The organism is Janthinobacterium aestuarii, assembly GCF_046113285.1.
Classification (GTDB): Bacteria; Pseudomonadota; Gammaproteobacteria; order Burkholderiales; family Burkholderiaceae_D; genus Janthinobacterium.
This window is the reverse complement of sequence record NZ_CP142524.1, coordinates 2,581,481-2,598,188: the sequence shown is the minus strand read 5'-3', so window position 1 is coordinate 2,598,188 and position 16,708 is coordinate 2,581,481. Positions and strand designations below refer to the sequence as shown.

At 65.2% G+C, this 16,708-nt stretch carries 10 protein-coding genes and 1 riboswitch; of the genes, 5 read left to right on the top strand and 5 right to left on the bottom strand.

The features are described 5' to 3' along the window. Window positions 1–86: 86 nt before the first annotated feature. From OX462_RS11685 to OX462_RS11665, 5 genes are all read right to left on the bottom strand, one after another. Window positions 87–1,379, bottom strand: coding sequence for a TolC family protein (locus OX462_RS11685; protein ID WP_409028463.1), 1,293 nt, complete (start codon window positions 1,377–1,379; stop codon window positions 87–89). Then, complete coding sequence (locus OX462_RS11680; RefSeq protein WP_070219997.1) at window positions 1,379–2,701, bottom strand: HlyD family type I secretion periplasmic adaptor subunit; 1,323 nt, start codon at window positions 2,699–2,701, stop codon at window positions 1,379–1,381. The genes OX462_RS11685 and OX462_RS11680 overlap by 1 nt, the downstream gene beginning before the upstream one ends. Next, window positions 2,698–4,851, bottom strand: a complete 2,154-nt coding sequence (locus tag OX462_RS11675; RefSeq protein ID WP_409028462.1) for a type I secretion system permease/ATPase — start codon at window positions 4,849–4,851, stop codon at window positions 2,698–2,700. Before OX462_RS11675 ends, OX462_RS11680 begins: the two co-directional genes overlap by 4 nt. Window positions 4,852–4,947: 96 nt before the next feature. Then, window positions 4,948–5,619 carry a PEP-CTERM sorting domain-containing protein gene (locus tag OX462_RS11670; protein WP_070291584.1) on the bottom strand — a complete coding sequence of 224 codons (672 nt, stop codon included), beginning with the start codon at window positions 5,617–5,619 and terminating at the stop codon, window positions 4,948–4,950. Window positions 5,620–5,734: 115 nt separating this feature from the next. Then, window positions 5,735–9,247 (bottom strand): SdrD B-like domain-containing protein, encoded by a 3,513-nt coding sequence (locus tag OX462_RS11665; RefSeq protein ID WP_409028461.1) that lies wholly within the window; start codon window positions 9,245–9,247, stop codon window positions 5,735–5,737. Window positions 9,248–9,670: 423 nt separating this feature from the next. Between OX462_RS11665 and OX462_RS11660 the strand changes: the two genes are divergently transcribed. The 5 genes from OX462_RS11660 (at window position 9,671) to OX462_RS11640 (ending at window position 16,708) form a co-directional block, all read left to right on the top strand. Continuing rightward, the gene (locus tag OX462_RS11660) at window positions 9,671–10,723 is read left to right on the top strand and encodes a hypothetical protein (protein WP_409028460.1); all 1,053 of its coding nucleotides are present in this window, start codon (window positions 9,671–9,673) and stop codon (window positions 10,721–10,723) included. After that, entirely contained in the window at window positions 10,720–12,420 is a 1,701-nt protein-coding gene (gene recJ, locus OX462_RS11655) for a single-stranded-DNA-specific exonuclease RecJ (protein ID WP_409028459.1), read from the top strand. The genes OX462_RS11660 and recJ overlap by 4 nt, the downstream gene beginning before the upstream one ends. A gap of 234 nt (window positions 12,421–12,654) precedes the next feature. Next, window positions 12,655–13,062 (top strand): fosfomycin resistance glutathione transferase, encoded by a 408-nt coding sequence (gene fos, locus OX462_RS11650; RefSeq protein WP_409028458.1) that lies wholly within the window; start codon window positions 12,655–12,657, stop codon window positions 13,060–13,062. Between the two features lie 283 nt (window positions 13,063–13,345). After that, window positions 13,346–13,432, top strand: a riboswitch (cyclic di-GMP riboswitch). Between the two features lie 83 nt (window positions 13,433–13,515). Beyond that, complete coding sequence (locus OX462_RS11645) at window positions 13,516–16,134, top strand: S53 family peptidase (RefSeq protein ID WP_409028457.1); 2,619 nt, start codon at window positions 13,516–13,518, stop codon at window positions 16,132–16,134. Window positions 16,135–16,270: 136 nt separating this feature from the next. Beyond that, a complete protein-coding gene (locus tag OX462_RS11640; RefSeq protein WP_071076812.1) occupies window positions 16,271–16,708 on the top strand; it encodes an MbcA/ParS/Xre antitoxin family protein in 438 nt (145 codons plus the stop codon).

Genomic DNA, 16,708 nt, shown 5'->3' with positions numbered 1-16,708 from the left:
GATATGCGAGCGCGCAGTGTGCCACACAATGGGCATTTCATGCATGATCTCTGCGTCATCTCTGTGTGAAACCGCGCACGCCGGCGCTATTTTACCTCCTGCGCCAGGCCGAAAACCCGCAGCAGCTGCCCCGCCAGCGCATATTGCCGCATCTGCGCCAGGGTCAGACGGTGCAGCTGGTCGAAGCGCCGCTGCTGTATCGTGAAATAGCTGTCGCGCGTCTGGATGACCTGCTGCAGGTTGCGCCGGCCCGCCTCGTACTGGATGGTCCCGCCGCGCACGACGAAGGCCATCTTCTTTTCCTGCTCGTCAAGCAGGGCCAGCGTGCGCTGCGCATTGGCGATGCGCGGCAGCATGCTGGCCAGGTCGGCGCGCGTGCCCTGCTCGGCGCGCGCCACGTCCGCCTCGGCCGCCTGGGCGCGGCTGATGCTCTCGTCGCGCTGCGCCAGGCTGCCCCCGCCGAGCGGGATTTCCCAGGAGACCCCCACCGACCAGCCCCGCTGCTGGATGGTCGACGGCGGCGGCGTGGTCTTGTTATTGAGCAGATGGCTGACATTCAGATCGATTTTGGGGGCCAGGGTAGCCGCCACGCCGCGCACGCGCAACTGGGCCGCGGCGGCCCGCTCGCGCGCGGCGCGCAACTGCGCCTGCTGCGTGTCGGCATTCTCCAGCGCCTGCGCCGGCAGCGGCGCGAAGGCGAAATCGGCAAACTGCGCCACCGGCTCGAAGGCCAGCGCCTCGAGCTTGATGCGCGCCGCCTGCTGGTCCGTCAGCAAGCCGTCGTGCACCAGTTCCGCGTCCAGCTGCGAACTTTGCGCCAGTTCGCGGTCCACTTCCGACGATTTGCCCAGTTCCGCCTGGCGCGTCACCTGCCGCACCAGCTGCGTCACGTCGCGCAGGCGTTCCTGCGACTGCTGCAGGCTGCGTTCCAGGCGCTGCATGTCGAAATACGCTTCGGCCAGCTTTTCCGCGCTTTCCGCGCGCGCCCGCTCCACGTCGAAGGCGGCGCCCGCCATCTCGCGCTCGGCCGCGTCAAGTTCGGAGCGGTCGGCGCCGCCGTTGTACACGTTCCAGCGCACGCTCGCTTCCACCTGGTGCGTGCGGCGCTCGACCTCCAGGGTGCCATCGAGGTCCTTGCTGCGCCCCCGCGTCGCCTGCAGCGCCGCAGTCGGGAACAGGCGCGAACGGGCCTGCTTGTAGCCCGCTTCGGTGGCGGCCAGCGCCGCCTGCGCCGCAATCACCTGCGGATCGCGCGGCACGGCGCGCGCCAGCAAGGCGGGCAAGCCGCGCGCGGCCTGCGCCTGGAAAGTGGCCGGCGGCGCGGACTGGGCCACCGCGTTTGCGCAGGCCAATGCCATGCAAATCAAGAAGGCACGCATCACCGCTCCTGCAGGGAAGACTGCAAGCCGCGCAGCACGGGCTTGAACACATATTGCAGCACCGAGCGGCGCCCCGTCAGGATGCCCACGTCGACGGGCATGCCTGGCGTCACCGGCAATACCTTGCCGTGCGCCGTCAGCTGGCTGCGGTCGGTGCTCAGCTGCACCTCGAAATACGGTTCGTTGCGCTCGTCGGGAATCGCGTCCGCCCCCACGCGCACCACTTGCGCCTGCATGCGGCCATAGGTGGTGGCGTCGTACGCCAGCACATTGGCCGACGCGCTCTGTCCCACATGGATAAAACCGATGTCCGACGGCTTCACGCGCACGGAGATCAGCATTTCCGAATCTGCCGGCACGATTTCCAGGATAGGTTTACCCGGCTGCGCCACGCCGCCGACGGTTGCCACCAGCACGCGGTTGACGACGCCGTCGACGGGTGCCGTCACGTCGCGCCGGCTCACCTGGTCCTGCTGGCCTTTCACGGTGCTGGCCAGGGCGCCGGCCTTGGTTTCATACTCGCTGCGCTGCGCGCCCCACTGGCCGCGCATGCGCGCTTCCACTTCGCCCGCCTGTGCCTGCGCCTCGGCCAGGGTGGCCGTCAGGCGCGGCACGGAGGTGCGCAGGCTGTCGAGTTCCGTGCGCTGCTGCTGCACGCGCTGCTGCGCATTCAGGTAGTCGCCGCGCGAACCGGCACCCTCTTTGAAGAGCCTCTCCTCGATGGACAGGCTTTCCAGGGCGATTTTCAAGCCCGTGTCCAGCTGGGCGATGCGGCTGTGCGCCTCGGCCAGCTCGCCGCGGCGGCGCGTCACGCCTTCGCGCGCGGCCGCCGTGGCCGACGCGAATTCGCGCTGTCCGTCGCGCCACAACTGCATTTCCTTGGCGATCAGCTCGGGCGCCTCTTTCTGCCATTCCGGCGCAAACTGGGGCGTGCCGCCGGACAGCAGCGCATCGAGACGCGCCCTGCCCGCCAGCGCGGCCAGGCGGTTTTGCACGCTGGCGCCCAGGTTGGCCTCGTACTGGGCCGTGTCCAGGCGCAGCAGCAAGTCGCCGCGGCGCACGCGCTGGCCCGGTTTCACCAGCATTTCACGCACGATGCCCCCTTCCAGGCTTTGCACTTCCTGCAGGTGCGATGGCGGCGTGATGGCGCCCCGGCCATTCACGGACACGTCGAGCTGGGCGAACATGGCCCAGGCCAGCGCCAGCACCAGGAGCACGGACGTCAAGGCCAGCATGCGGATGACGATGCGCTGCGGTTCGCGTTCCGGGTCCGGGTGGGCCGCCGGCAGCGGGCGGGCGTTCGGGGCATTGAGGGCGCTCATGCCGCCACTCCCTGTTCCACCGCAGGCTTGGCTGCCTGGCTGTTCAAGACGCGCATGACGTCGTCGCGCGGGCCGTCGGCCACGATGCGCCCCTTGTCGAAGACGATCAGGCGGTCCACCAGCGCCAGCATCGCCATGCGGTGCGTCACCAGCACGATGGTCGTCTCCTTTAAGGTACGCAGCCGCCCGATCAAGCGCTGCTCGGTGGCCGGGTCGAACATGCTGCTCGGCTCATCGAGCAGCAGCATCGGCGGTTTCACCAGCAAGGCGCGGGCCATGGCCACGGCTTGCCGCTGGCCGCCGGACAGGCGTTCACCCCGCTCGCCCACTTCCGTCGCCACGCCGTTGGGCAGCTGGGTGATGATGTCGTCGAGGCAGGCCAGGCGGATGGCGTCGAGCAGGCTGGCGTCGTCGGCCTGGCTGCGTCCCAGTTCGATGTTTTCGCGCAGGGTGCCGTGGAACAGGGTCACGTCCTGCGGCACGTAGCCGATCTGGCGGCGCAGGCTCAAGGGGTCCAGCTGGGTGCTGGCCAGGTCGTCGAACAGCACGCTGCCGCTTTGCGGGCCGTACTGGTTCAGCAGCAAGCGCAGCAAGGTGCTCTTGCCGGAACCGAGCTTGCCGATCACGCCGACCCGTTCGCCGGGGCGGACGTGCAGGTTGAGCTTATCGAGCAGCGGCGGCGAATTCGGGTAGGCAAAGCCCACGTCGCGAAATTCGATGCGCCCGGACAGGGGCGGCGCCTGCAGGCTGGCCGTATCATCGTCGGTGGGCGCTTCCATGATTTTATTGAGTGCGTGATACGACAGCTTGGTCTGTTCCCAGCGTATGATCAGGCCCGCGATCTGGCTAACGGGCGCCAGGGCGCGGCCCGTCAGCATGCTCACGGCGATGATCTGGCCCAGGGTCAGCAGATGCTCGCCCATCAGCAAGGCGCCCGTGGCCACCACGGCCACGCCGGACAGGGCCAGCACGGCCGTGTTGATGTAGTTGACCCGGCTGACGATTTCGCGCGTCTCGACGCTGTTGGCGGCGATGGCCACCGTCAGGCTTTCCCATTTGCGCCGGCTCCACGCTTCGGCGCCCAGCGCCTTGATGGTGTCGAGGCCATTCATGGTTTCAAACAGGTGCGCCGTGCGCTGCGCGCTTTCCTGCATCGAGGCGGCCACGTGGCGCGCCAGGGCCGCGCGCGAGGCGAAGGCGACCAGCAGCAGGATCGGGATGACTGCCAGGGGCACGAGCACGAGCCAGCCGCCGACCAGGGCGATCACCAGCAGGAACAGCAGCAGGAACGGCAGGTCGCCCAGGGTGGTCAGGGTGGTGGAGGCGAAGAATTCGCGCACGGATTCGAAATCGCGCACGGTATTGGCCAGGGTGCCCCCGGAAGCGGGCCGGCTGGCCGCGCGCAGGCGCAGGCACTGGGCGAAAATGTTCGACGACAGCGCCACATCCATGCGGCGCGACGCCGTTTCCACCAGTTCGCCGCGCAGCAGGCGCAGGGCCAGCTCGAAGCCCGTCAGCACCACGACGGCGATCGTCAGCACCCACAGGCTGGACGTGGCATTGTTCGGGATCACGCGGTCATACACGGCCATCGCATAGAACGGCACCAGCGCGCCGATGACATTGAGCACCAGGGTGCCCAGCAGGGCCCAGCGGAAGACCCAGCGGTTGCGGTTGAAGACATCCCAGAACCAGCGCCCCGCCACCGGCATGCTGTAAAGCAAGCTGCGCTGGTCGAAGAACATGACGGGACGCACGGCCACCCAGCGCCCATCGGGCACTTCCCGCGCCAGCGCGGCGGCGTCAAACCAGGCGCTGCCTTCGATGCCGGGCACGTGGCATTCATATTTGCCATCGGCAATGGCCAGTATCACCAGCGCCTGCCCTTCCCCGTTGAGCAGCAAGGCCGGCATTTCCGTGGGACGGCGTGGCTTATCTACCGGCAACACGGTGCCGGTCAGGCTGGCCTGCGCCAGCGCCTGTTCGAGAAAGTCAGCCGTGGCCGGTGCAGCCTGGGCCGCCACGCTGGCGCGCAGGCGCTCGGCCTGCACGGCAACGCCGAAAAAGCGCGCCAGGAAGACGATGGCGTCGGCGATGGCATCGGTGGACATGCCGGCGGAAGCGGTGTAAGTGTCAGGGGGTGGGGTCATGATGGATTCACAATAAAACGCTGCGGCGCGCCGGTCGGGCGCGCCGCAGCGGGAACGCTATCGCTTGCGCGATGAGTGATGACTAATGAGTAATAATTAAGTCAGCGCGGAAGCGCCCTTGCGGCGGCGCGCCATGAAGCCCAGCAAGCCCAGGCCCGCGACCAGCATGGCCCACGTCTGCGCTTCCGGCACTGGCGACACGGCCAGCAGGGTTTGCGAAGCTGGGTTGACGCTCGTCAAGCTCGTGTAGTTGTACAGGTTCTGGATGGCGCCATTGCCCGTGGCCACGCCCAACATGGTGTTGGCCTGGCTGACGACGGCGTTGCTCAGGTTTTTGAAGCGCAGGTCGCCCGTCAGCAGGTTCGTGTTGTCGTTATTCAATTCCCACAGGGCCAGCTGGAAGGCGGCGGCGCTGTTGGCGCTGGTCGCTACAGTCGCGATGGACGAAGCGTAATACCCTTCATACAGGCGCTTGACGGCATCGCTGGCGGCGAAAGCGCCGCTGCTGTAGCTGTTCGAACTGTTGCTTACGGCCACATGGGGATCGAGGCAAAACGCCAGGAAGGTGTTGCTGTCGTACTTGACTTCCCACAAGGTCGGCGAGATTGCGCTGCCCGAGCCGAAGGCGCCACCGGCAGCCGTAAACAGGCTGACGCTGTGCGAATCGACGACTTGCAGGTTGGAAGCGGCCAGGGCGCTGCCGCTGGCGAGGGCGAAAGCGGCTGCGGCGATGGCGCCGCGAACGATCAGGTGCATGGATTGTTTCATTGTGGTTTCCCTATTTCGATTATCAAGTGTGAAAAAAGCGTGGAAAGCGCCGGCGCCCCGTGACGGGCGCGCCGGTGCGGCATTGCCGGGCAGGCTCATGGCCCGGCAAGGGACATCAGGCAGCCATTTCCTGGGGCTGGGTATTTACGTGAGCCATGGCGCGGCGCAAGAGGTCGGCCATTTCGCACTGGGCCTGGGCTTCTGCGGCAGGGGTTGCTGCGGCGGCCGGCGCGGCGGCGACGGTGGTCACCGTGCCATCCTGGCCCAGCACCACGTCGAGCGTGCTGTCGTCGCGCAGCAGGTCCGCCATGCTGGGCAGATGCACGCCGGCGGCGGCCGCATCCTTGGCGTCGACGTTGAAATACACGTCCGTCATGTCGACCGTCTTGCCGTCGGCCAGGGTGGCGCTGCTGCGCTCGAGGTGCAGATTGCTGTTGGCGTCGAGGAAAGGCAGTTCCGTGTAGCTGACCGCCAGGCTGGCCACGCCGGCGTCGTGCAGGGACATCAGCTCGCCATCGTCCGTGACGCCATTGCTGTTGGCGTCGCGCCAGATGCGCAGTTCGGCGAACTTGTCGTCATGCGCATCGACCACGCCGTCGTGGTTCGAGTCATAGCTGGACAGCTTGGCGAAGCCCGTGCCCTTCTCGTTACCACCGAACAACTCGGAGATGTTGTCGATCTTGCCATTGCCATTGCTGTCGATGGCCAGCAAGCCGTCATGGGCCGAGACCCAGCCCGTCTGGATGGCGCTGCCCGTGCCCAGCAGGTCGAAGCTGCCGTGGAAGTCGGCGCGGGCGATCGTGTGCACGCCGTCACCGTTGAGGTCGATGACGATGGGCGTGATGGCCGCATCCCAGCTCATGTCGTTCTGACCCGACGCCAGCTTCAATATGTCCGTGTAGACCACGTTGGACGTCGTGCCGTTGCTGTTGACATCCGAATCGATATTGTCGTTCATGCCCACGTTCTTCGCGCCCCATTTCCACGTATCCATGGCGTAGCCCGCGTGGTACACGCCCGACTTGTCGAATTTCAGGGAATAGCTGCCCGGATCGAGGTTGCTGAACAGATAATTGCCGTTGGCATTCGTGTAGGTGGTGGCCAGCAGCACGCCGCTGCCCGAGTACAACTGCACCTTGATGTTGGCGATGCCCGCCTCGTTGTAGTCTTGCACGCCGTCATGGTCGGCATCGCGCCACACCTTGTCGCCCAGGCTGGCCTTGCGGTAGATGCCCGCATCCCAGCTCATGTCGTTCTGGCCGGCGGCCAGGTTGATCAGGGACGAGCGCCCCGTGCTGACATCGACGTCGGAATCGGCCGTATCGCTGCCCAGATTGGCCTTGGTGTAATAAAAGCCCGATGGACGGATGACTTCCACCTTGTAGCTGCCGGCCGCCAGTTCGCTGAACAGGTAATTGCCGCTGGCATTCGTCGTCGTCGAGGCGATGACGACGTTGCTGGCGTTGAGCAGGTTGACTTTTACGCCCGCCACGCCCAGTTCGCCTGAATCCTGCACGCCGTTGTAGTTATTGTCTTCCCACACGCGGTCGCCGATGGAGGCCGTGTTGAGTTTGACCAGGCCGGCATCCCAGTCCACCTGCACATCGCCCGACTTCAAGGTGGCCCATGTGGTGGTGAAGCCGCTGGCCGGATTGACGTCCGAATCCGTGGCGTAACCGCCGATATCGGCCTTGGTGAAGCCATAGCCGGCCGGCGGCACGAAGCCCAGGTAATATTCGCCGGGGACCAGGTTGCTGAACAGATAATTGCCGTTCGCATCCGTGGAGGCGCTGGCCACGACGACGCCTTGCGCGTTGTACAGATTGACTTTCACGCCACACACGCCCGCCTCGCCCGCATCCTGCGTGCCGTTGCCGTTCGCATCGAACCAGACGCGGTCGCCGATGGACGCCGTCTTGTACAGGCCGGCATCGAGATCCTTGTAGTTCTGGCCCGCGACGACCGTCACCTGGCCGCTGTTGCCCAGCGTGTTGATGTCGCTGTCGAGCGCATCGCTGCTGCCCGCATCCTTGACGGTGGTCAAATAGCCAGCGGGGGCGACGACGGCGATCGAGTACGTGCCGGGATCGACATTGAAGTTGTAATAGCCGGTGGCGTCCGTCACGGTCGAGCCGATCACGCTGCCGGCCGCGTTTTTCAGCTGCACGGTAACGCCGCCGATGCCGGACTCGCCCGCATCCTGGATGCCGTTGGCGTTGCTGTCATGCCACACGCGGTCGCCCAGGGTGGCCGGCAAGGCCACGATGCCGGCATCCACGCTGTGGTTGCTGTCGCCCGAGGCCAGCAGCACTTGCGCTGTCCTGCCATCGGCATTCGCGTCGGAATCGCGCTGCTCATCGCCGCCCTGGTCCTGGCCCGTGAAGGTATAGCCGGCTGGCAAGGTGGTCTTATCGAATTGCACGCTGTAGGCGCCCGGTTTCAAATTCGTGAACAGGTAGTTGCCGTTCGCATCCGTCACCAAAGGGCTGCCGACGGCGTTGCCCGACGCATCGAGCAAGGTCACTTTCACGCCAGCAGCACCCGCTTCGCCCGCATCCTGCACGCCATTCTTGTTGGTATCGAACCAGACCCGGTCGCCCAGCTCGGCCGTGCGGTACAGGCCCGCGTCCAGGGTCAGGTTGGTTTCGCCCGGCGCCAGGGTGACGGGCGCCATCTTGCCGGCCGCATCGATATTGCTGTCCTTGCCCGCGTCGCCGCCCTGGTTCGCCGCCGTCGGCACATAGCCGGCGGGCGCCACCACGGTCACGGAATACGTGCCCGGGTTGACGTCAAAGTGGTAGCCGCCGCTGGCGTCCGTCGTGGTGGAGGCGACCACGTTGCCGGCCGTATCCTTGAGTTGCACGACCACATTGGCGATGCCCGCCTCGCCCGCGTCCTGCACGCCGTTGGCATTCTTGTCTTCCCAGACGAAGTCGCCCAGGTGAGCCATCGGCACCTTGAAGGTCAGGTAATGGGGCGCCAGGCTCAGGTCTTGCGCATTGCAGCCGGCCGTGCCGCCGTCATCGCGCACCTTGAAACCGAGGTCGAAGTCGCCGGCCACGGTCTGGCTCGGCACGAAGACCAGGTGGCCCGCGCGGATGTCGTCGATGGACACTTCCGTGCCCACCGTCACGGCCACGCCATTCAACAGGACCTGGCCCGCCGTGGTGGTATTCGTGATGACGATGGACTTGAAGCCGTCGTGCTCGACGTCGTCGTGGAAGCCGAAATCGCCTTCGCTGAGCACCACGTTGTTTCCATTGAGCAATGTAAACGTCTTATCGGCCGCGTCCGGCGCGTCGTTGACGGGGTCGATGATGACTTGCAGGCTCAGCTGGACGATATCGCCATTGCCCTTGTCAATCGTCACTTCGATGGTCGAGAAGCTGCCGTTGTAGTTGGCGGCCCAGTCGCCGGGACGCACATACACGGTGTCCGCATCGAGCATGCCGAACAGCGGTGTGTTCTCGGTCGATTCCGTATCGTCAGGCAACAGCACGGTGAAATTCTTGATGTTCAGTTCGCCTTGCACCGAGTAGCCGGCCTGGATCAGCAGGTCGCGGATATCGAAATTCTTGTTGATGTCTTCGCAGACGTGGACCGTGGTCGACAGGTTGTAGGTAGTCATGCGGCCTCCTGACGGCATGCCACGGCGGCAGCAGGAGAGGAAGTACGAGGGGCCAGGGCGCGATCAGCCTGGCCGCGCAAAGCGGCGAATGTATACATAAGTGGGCTTCCAAGAAGGGACTTGTTTAAAAATGAAGCCGGCAGATCTTGTATACAATTTCGAGGGACACAGGAGCCAGACGACGCAACCACGCAGCAGGGGGTGATTGTCTTTCTGATATTAAGTTAGCGCAATTATATCCACTATCTTTTCAAAAGAGAATCATTTTCCGATGACAAAGATAAAATTTAAATAATGAAGATGCTTTATTGATATTTTTAATATGCAAGGCGGCTGGCTTGCCCGCGCCAATCTGTGGCAATGATCGAGGCGAAAACACATGCGCCCTACTCGCACGCCGCCGCTATCGCCTACAATCTCGGGATGAATCAACTTACCCTCGTCTTGCCCTTCGCCTTGCCCAACGCCGAACTGGCTGCCGACCTGCTCAAGGTCTTGCAGGCGCCCGCGCTGGCAGCGCTGCTGTCGCGCACCTCCACTTGCAATTTAGAAACTTTTGACAACGCCAACCGCTTGCTGCCGCATGAAGCGTGGCTGGCGCACGCCCTGGACCTGTCGCCCGCGCCCAACGGCGTGGCGGCGCAGGCGGCCTTTGCCGCCCGGGCCATGCGCGGCTACGGCCTCGTGCCGGAACCGGGCGCACGCTACTTCCTGCTGCATCCGGCCCACCTGGCCATTGCCCGCAGTCATATCAGCCTGGAAGACTTGCGCCAGCTCAAGCTGAACGAGACCGATGGGCGCGCCCTGTTCGACATCGCTGCCCCGTATTTCGACGAGATCGGCCAGCCGCTCGCGTATGGCGACGCGGGCACCTGGTTCATGCGCGCCGATGGCTGGAGCGACTTGCAGTGCGCCACGCCGGACGCCGCCACCACGCAAGACCTGTCCGTCTGGATGCCGGAAGGCGAGCACGCGCGCGCCGCGCGCCGCCTGCAGAACGAAGTGCAGATGCTGTGGCATGAACACCCCGTCAATGCGGCGCGCGAAGAACGGGGCCTGAAAGCCATCAATGCGTTCTGGATCTGGGGCGGGAGCGTGGCAACAGTGGAGGCTGCGCGCTGCGCGGCCAGCCTGCATACGCAGAACGCGCCGGGCTGGCTGGCCGCGCTGGCGGAACCGGCGCGCCGCGATGCCAGTCCAAACAGTGTGCTGACGGACCAATCCGACACGATCGTCGTGCTGGGCGGCTTGACCGAAGCGGCGCAGGCCCAGGAATGGGGCATGTGGCTGCAGCAATTGCAAGCGCTGGAAGCAGACTGGTTCGCGCCCCTGCTGGCGGCCTTGAAAGATGGCCGCCTGGGCCAGCTGCGCCTGGTGCTGACCCACCGCGACGCCTGGCTGGACGTCACTACCAGCAAGCATGCGCAGCGTAAATTCTGGCGCGCCATTACCCTGAACAAGTTGAAAGCATCATGACCCGTACCCGCATCGCCACCCGTCCCTGCCCTTACCGCGAATCCGAATTGCTGCGCCAGGGAGGCATCCATCCCGTGCTGGCCCGCCTGTATGCCTCGCGCGGCCTGTCCGACGCGGCAGAACTGTCGATTGAGGCCAAGGACTTGATACCGCCGTCCGGCTTGCTGCACATCGGCGCGGCCGGCGTCTTCCTGGCCGATGCCATCGCCGCCAAGAAACGCATGGTCATCGTGGCCGACTACGATTGCGACGGCGCCACGGCCTGCGCCGTGGCCATCCGCGGCTTGCGCGCCATGGGCGCCGACGTCGACTTCATCGTGCCCAACCGTTTTGAATACGGCTACGGCCTGACGCCGGAAATCGTCGAACTGACGGCGCGCGAAAAATCGCCCGACATCATCATCACCGTCGACAACGGCATCGCCAGCATCGACGGCGTGGCCGAGGCGAACCGGCGCGGCATGCAGGTCGTCGTCACCGACCACCATTTGCCGGCCGACACCCTGCCCGACGCGGCCGTCATCGTCAACCCGAACCAGCCCGCCTGCGGTTTTCCCAGTAAACATCTGGCCGGCGTCGGCGTCGTGTTCTACGTCTTGCTGGCCCTGCGCGCGGAGCTGCGCCGACGCGGCATCTTTGATGCGCAGACGCAACCCAAGCTCGACAACCTGCTCGACCTGGTGGCGCTGGGCACGGTGGCCGACGTGGTGCGCCTCGATACGAACAACCGCATCCTCGTCGCGCAAGGCTTGAAACGCATGCGCAAGGGCAATATGCACGCGGGCGTGGCGGCGCTCTTTCGCGTGGCGGGCCGCGAAGCGCGCAGCGCTACGCCGTTCGACCTGGGCTTTGCCGTGGGACCGCGCCTGAATGCGGCCGGCCGCCTGCAAGACATGTCGCTGGGCATCGAATGCCTGATCACGGACGACGAAGGCCGCGCCTGGGCGCTGGCGCAGCAATTGAACGACATCAACCTGAAACGCCGCGAAATCGAGGCGGAAATGCAGGATACGGCCCTGCTGCACCTCGACGATTTCGAGCCGGCCAACAGCAGCACCATCAGCGTCTTCGATGAATCCTGGCACCAGGGCGTGATCGGCATCGTCGCTTCGCGCCTGAAGGAAAAATTCTACCGCCCGACGATTACCTTTGCACCCGGTGCCGACGGCTGGATCAAGGGTTCCGGACGCTCGATTCCCGGTTTCCACTTGCGCGACGCGCTCGACCTCGTGTCGAAACGGGCACCGAGCCTGATCGACAAGTTCGGCGGCCACGCCATGGCGGCGGGCTTGACCATCCGCGCCGACGCCTTCGACGCCTTTTCCCAGGCCTTCGAAGCCGTGGGCCAGGCTTGGCTCAGCGCCCAACAGCTGGAACGGGTGGTGGAAACGGATGGCCCGCTGGAAGACGCGTATTACACGACGGCCTTCATCGAGCTGATGGACGGCCAGGTGTGGGGCCAGGGCTTCGCCCCGCCCGTCTTCTGCGACGAATTCCGCGTCGTCAGCCAGCGCATCCTCAAGGAACGGCATTTGAAACTGCTGCTGGAAAAGAACGGCGTGCGCTTCGACGCCATCTGGTTCGGCCACACGGATGCCTTGGGCGAACGGACAAGGGTCGCCTTCCGGCTTGATGCGAATGAATACAATGGCACGACCAAGGTGCAATTGATGGTAGAGCACGCCGAGCCTGTGTAGTGACACCTGACAGTACCTACTGCGCGTCGGTATAGGCCGCCTGCGATGCTCACCGTACTAGCAGTACGGTTGCGCTTCTCGACAGCCTCTCCCTTCCGCTCGCTACGGTTCTGTCAGGCGTTGCGAATTTTGTGGTCTTATTGCCATGTCTCATGTTTACGTGAAACAATGTCGGATCAAACAACAGCGACGGCTGGAACAGCGATTCACACCACCTGAAAGTTATCCCGCACCATGCTGACCGGCCTGAACCACCTCACGCTGTCCGTGCACGACCTTGATCGCAGCGTCGTCTTTTACCGCGATACGCTGGGCCTGCGCATGCATGCGCGCTGGGAGAGGGGCGCCTACCTGTCGGCCGGGGATTTGTGGCTGTGCCTGTCGCTGGATGCGGGCGCGGCGATCAGCGCGGGCGGCTACACGCACTATGCCTTTTCCATTTCCCAGGAAGACTATCCTGCCTTTGCCGCCCGCCTGCGCACGGCTGGCGTGACCGAATGGCGGCAAAACAGCAGCGCCGGCGATTCCCTGTATTTTCTCGACCCGGACGGCCACCAGCTGGAAATCCATGCGGGCAGTCTGGCGCAGCGGCTGGCGGCCTGCCGGGCAGCGCCGTATCAGGGCATGGTGTTCGAGGATTGACGATGGTAGCGCATATTCATTAAATTCATTAAATTCATTGCACCAGCAAAAGAGCATCCGCTGTTACTACACAAAAACACTGTCACGCATCGATAAGCCCTTGATAATCTTGTTTTTAAAACTGTTTTTAAAGCTTAATCAAGCTGACAAGATTCCATCCGCAATGGGCAAAATCACCACATTTTATTGTAAAAATAAAAATCTTGATTGGAAATAGTTAACACTTATTTGGCAAATTCACTAGAATTGATAGCACATCAGGTAATTTCCAATGATGCATGATCAGTTCTGAGGGCAAACCCGTCGAAAGGCGGGGACGCAAAGCCACCGGCCTACCGCGCGCAAGCGCCATGGCAGCGGGGCTGCCAATGCAGGGCCGGGACCGCCAACGCGCGCCACCAGCCTCGATGCATTGTCGAGATGTGGCCCTCGCCCAACTCGGAGAGTTTCGCCATGAAAAAATTCATTCCCCCGCATGCCCGCCACGGGCGCCTGCTGCTGGGCGCCACGGCCGCCATCCTGCTGGGCGCGTGCGGCCCCGGCCAGGAGACGACGGCGCCGCCCGCTGCCATCGCCACGGCCGCGACACAGTTCAGCGTCGAGGTACCCGTCATCCCCGCCGGCGTCGGCACGCTGGTGGCGCAGCCGATGTTCCATGCGGCTCCTGCCCTCCTGGATGCGCCGGACGGGCGCGACAACGCCAACAGCAGCGGCTCGGCCCACTGGCGACCGCATTTGCAGCGCGTCCCCCGCGCCATGGCGGACATGGCCACGCGGCGCCTGACGGCGCAAAAGATCGCTGCAGCGGAACAGGCGGCGCAGAATATCGCGCCGTTGCTGTCCGGCGGCACGAGCGACACGGCCGCACCGATGGCCGGCAGCAGCGTGGTGGCGACCTACTCTCCCGCGCAAATCCGCGCCGCCTACGACTTGCCCGCCCTGCCTGCGGCGGGCACGGCGCTGACGCCAGCCCAGGCGGCCCAGCTGGGTGCCGGGCAGACGATCTATATCGTCGATGCCATGCACAACCCGAACGCGGCGGCCGAACTGGCCATCTTCAACCAGAAATTCGGCTTGCCCGGCTGCACCACCAAAGCCATCGCCACGAATGCCGCCCTGCCATTGCCGCCAGCACCACTGAGCGGCTGCGAATTGTCCATCGTCTACAACACGCCGTCGAGCACGATGACGGCCACCGCGCCCGCCTATAACTCGGGCTGGGCCATGGAAATCGCGCTCGACGTGCAATGGGCGCACGCCACGGCACCGCTGGCGCGCATCGTGCTGATCGAGGCGCCCGACGCGTCCGTCAACAGCCTGCTGGGCGCCGTGCGTCTGGCCAACCTGATGGGCCCTGGCGTCGTCTCGATGAGCTTTGGCGCCGCCGAAGGCAGCTGGACGGCCTCCGTCGACAGCGCCTTCACGGGCAAGAACATGAGCTACCTGGCCGCCACGGGCGACTCGGGCAGCGGCGTGTCCTGGCCTTCCGTGTCGCCGAACGTGCTGGCCGTGGGCGGCACCACGCTCAGCTACAGCGGCAGCGGCGTGCGCAGCGAAGCGGCCTGGTCCGGCACGGGCGGCGGCATCAGCGCCTATACGGCCCTGCCCAGCTACCAGACGGTGAACGTGCCCGGCCTGACCAATCTGCTGCGGCGCAACGTGGCCGATGTAGCCTTCAATGCCGACCCCGCCACGGGCCAGTACACGGCCGTAATGGCACAGGGCAGCAGCACCGCAAGCTGGCTCAGCATCGGCGGCACCAGCCTGTCCACGCCGCAATGGGCCGGCCTCGTCGCCATCGCCAACGCCAGCCGCGCGCTGCAGGCGAAGACGGCGCTCGGCTTGCCGCACAGCATGCTGTACGGCCAGATCGCCACCGTGCCCGGCACCTTTGCCAGCAGCTTTGCCGACATCACGCGCGGCAGCAACGGCACCTGCAGCGTGTGCACGGCCAGGGTCGGCTATGACCCGCTGGGCGGCCTGGGCACGCCGAACGTGAAAAACCTGCTGGCCAGCCTGTCGGGCACGCAGATCGCCCCCGCGGCACCCGTGGTGGCGCCGGCCGGCATCAGCGGCGCGGCCGGCAAGCCGCTGTCGTTCACCGTCTCGGCCACCGCTTCCAATCCACTCAGCTACACCATGCTGGGCGCACCGGCCGGCATGAGCATCGCCGCCACGGGCGTGGTCAGCTGGGCCGCCCCCATTGCCGGCACGTATGCCGTGACCATGGTGGCCAAGGATAGCGTCAGCGGTCTCAGTGGCCAGGGCGTGTACAGCATCGTCATCGCCCCCGTCGCGCCGCCCGTCGTCGCGGCCGGCGCCATCACGGGCAAGGTGGGGACGGCGCTGACGTTCAATGTCAGCGTCACGGCCGCCAATCCCGTCAGTTACGCGCTCGCCGGCGCACCGGCCGGCATGACCATCAGCAGCGCCGGCCTGGTGAGCTGGGCCGCGCCCGTGGCCGGCACCTATGCCGTCACCGTGACGGCCACGGACAGCAAGACTGGCCTGAGCGGCAAAGGCGTCTATACGGTGGCCATCGCCGCCCCGCTGCCGCCCGCGGTGACAGTGTCCAGCGTCAGCGGCAAACCGGGCGTGGCCCTGTCGTTCACTGCCACGGTGGTGGCGCCCAACCCCGTCACGTACAGCCTGTCGGGCGCGCCGTCCGGCATGGCCGTCAATGCCGCCGGCGTCATCAGCTGGGCCAGCCCCGTGCTGGGCAGCTACAACGTGACCGTCATCGCCAAGGATACGAAAACGGGCTTGACGGGCCAGGCCGTGGCCACGGTGAAAATCGCCGCCGCCGGCCCCACGATCAGCGCCGCCGCCATGACGGGCGTGGCCGGCAAGGCCATGAGCGGCAGCATCGTGCTGACGGCGCCAGGTGCGACCTCGCTGCGGATCTCGATCGACGGCGCGCCGCTGGGCATGCAGTTTTCCATGAGCGGCCTGACCATCACGGCCAGCTGGCCGCAACCGGTGGCCGGCAGCTATGCGCTGAAGGTCGTGGCGCTGGACAATAACGGCTTGACGGCGCAACTGACGGTGCCGATCACCGTCACGGCAAGATAAACCAGCGTCGCCCGCCAACGGGGCGCAGTGGGACACATGTCCGCTGCGCCCCGTTTTTCATGCGCGCGGCCGTTGCAACGATTCCGAAAAAGGAGTATAAATAGTCCTTAAACAGAGTTTTATTGAAGGACATATCATGAATCTCGCCTACGCCTATCCCAAGAGCCGCTTCGAGCCGGCCGTGCTCGTCGACCTGAACGCCAAAGCCGAGCGCGAACGATTGTCGCAAGCGGCACTGAAGGGGTTTTTCAAGCTGGCCGCCGCGTGGAAACTGCGCGACGACGATGCGCGCGAATTGCTGGGCGGCCTGTCCAGCAGCGCCTGGTACGAGTGGAAGAAACACCCGGACCGCGTGCTGGAAGTGGACCGCATCACGCGCATTTCCTATTTGCTGGGCATCTACAAGGCCTTGCACATCCTGTACGGCGACAAGCTGGCCGACGAATGGGTCAGCTTGCCCAACAAGAATCCCATCTTCGGCGGCCGCACGCCCCTGTCGCAGATGCTGGCCGGCGGCTTGCTGGCCATGCAGACCGTGCGCAAGCTGCTCGACGCGCGCCGCGGAGGGCTGTGA